3 protein-coding genes are annotated in these 1708 nt (G+C 49.5%); 1 reads left to right on the top strand and 2 read right to left on the bottom strand.

Features of this window, described 5'->3' with window-relative positions; all coding sequences use genetic code 11:
- Positions 1 to 470, bottom strand: a 470-nt coding sequence (locus ACY69O_RS02855; RefSeq protein ID WP_462331959.1) for an AzlC family ABC transporter permease, incomplete at its 3' end; no start/stop codon positions are given.
- Positions 471 to 646: 176 nt separating this feature from the next.
- Between ACY69O_RS02855 and ACY69O_RS02850 the strand changes: the two genes are divergently transcribed.
- Positions 647 to 1093: an RrF2 family transcriptional regulator gene (locus ACY69O_RS02850; RefSeq protein WP_462331958.1), complete on the top strand. Its 447-nt coding sequence runs from the start codon at positions 647 to 649 to the stop codon at positions 1091 to 1093.
- 44 nt (positions 1094 to 1137) lie between these two features.
- Here the strand turns inward: ACY69O_RS02850 and ACY69O_RS02845 are convergent.
- On the bottom strand, positions 1138 to 1708 hold a 571-nt coding region (locus ACY69O_RS02845; RefSeq protein WP_462331957.1), incomplete at its 5' end, for a DUF933 domain-containing protein.

The following is a 1708-nucleotide window of genomic DNA, read 5'->3' as shown; positions in this document are numbered from 1 at the left end:
GCCAGCACACCCAGCATGGTACCGCCTGCCCAGCCCGGAAGGGCAACAATCATGGCTCCATAGTTATAAAAGGGATTCAGCGGATTCTTCCGCGCCGCTGCAATACCGAAAATTTCGTCTGTCATATCAAAGCCCACAAAAATGCGGTGCCATACAGAAACATCAGGCGCCAGCTTCTGGCTGATAACACAGCTCATGAGCATGTATCTGGCATTGGCAATAAGCGTCATAAGCGCCAGCTCCAGATAGGGCGCATCCGCCTCAATCAGAGTGAACGCCGCGTACTCCCCTGCTGACGCGTTGTTGAAAAAGCTCGCCAAAAATCCCTGTATCGGCGTCAGCCCCGCGTTTCTCGCCGCTATACCGAGGGTAAATCCCACCACAAGATAGCCCAGGGCGATAGGTATGCCGTCGTGAATTCCGTTTTTTATCTCCTTCGAATTAGACAATTTACTGCTCTCTTCTTCCATTTTCTATCCTGCTTTCGTAACGTGCTATTTATCTATTGTAATCATTTGTCCATTCTTTGTAAAGGAAGTATTCGCAGGGGAAAGCAAAAACATATCATTCATCTATGTATTGACTTTTTTCTTTTGCCCATATATCATATTATATATATATGATTTCTAAAAAGGGGTGAAAAAGAATGAAAATATCCGCCAAAGGACGCTACGGACTCGCCGCAATGACGCACCTCGCGGTAAATTACGCATCAGGAACTCCCATTACGATTATAAGCATATCCGAAAAGCTCGGCATATCCAAAATCTATCTTGAGCAGGTCTTTTCCCTGCTGAAACGGGCGAAGCTGGTGCTGTCCATCAAAGGCTCGCAGGGTGGCTATCAGCTGGCAAGAAAGCCGAAAGATATAAGCGCCTATGATATACTCTCCGCCATTGAGCTGAGTCTGGTAGAGGAAACCGCTTCCTCCACCAACGGAAAGGTCGCCGCCCTTGATGAAGCCCTCGAAGCAATCATCTATCAGCCCATAAATGAAGCTCTGAAGGGAACACTCCAGAATGTCTCCCTGGCAGACGTCCTCACGGAAACGGAAAACAAACGGCAGGACGAGACCATGATGTATTTTATTTGACGGCATAAAAAAAGAGACTGTGAATTTTCACAGTCTCTTTTTATTTACACGTTAAATCTGAAGTACGTTACGTCGCCGTCCTGCATGACGTAGTCCTTGCCCTCAAGACGGACCTTTCCTTTTTCACGGGCCGCTGCGGTGCTGCCTGCTTCGATAAGGTCGTCATAATTTACAATCTCCGCACGGATAAATCCGCGCTCAATATCCGAATGAATCTTTCCTGCTGCCTTCGGTGCAACTGTGCCGTTGCGGATAGTCCACGCGCGAACCTCGTCCGGGCCTGCCGTAAGGAACGTCAGAAGGCCAAGCAGCTTGAAGGCTGCCTTAATGAGGCGGTCAAGGCCGGATTCCTCAAGACCGATGGTCTCAAGATATTCCTTTGCTTCCTCCTCGTCAAGCTCCGCAATCTCCGACTCTACACGGGCAGAGATGGCGATGACCTCGGCATTTTCCTTTGCCGCGTATTCCTTCACGCGCTGAACGAATTCGTTATCGTCCTGTGCCGTCGCTGCCTCGTCCTCAGCAACATTCGCCACGTAAAGCGTCGGCTTAAGTGTCAGAAGGTTCATATCGTTGGTAAGCGCAAGCTCGTCCTCCGTGAGCTCCGCCTGACGT

This window comes from Schwartzia sp. (in: firmicutes), from assembly GCF_978017985.1.
This window is presented reverse-complemented; position numbering and strand designations above follow the sequence as displayed.

Coding starts and splice junctions, on each gene's coding strand:
- ACY69O_RS02850 (WP_462331958.1), top strand. CDS start 647: ATGAAAATATCCGCCAAAGGACGCTACGGACTCGCCGCAATGACGCAC.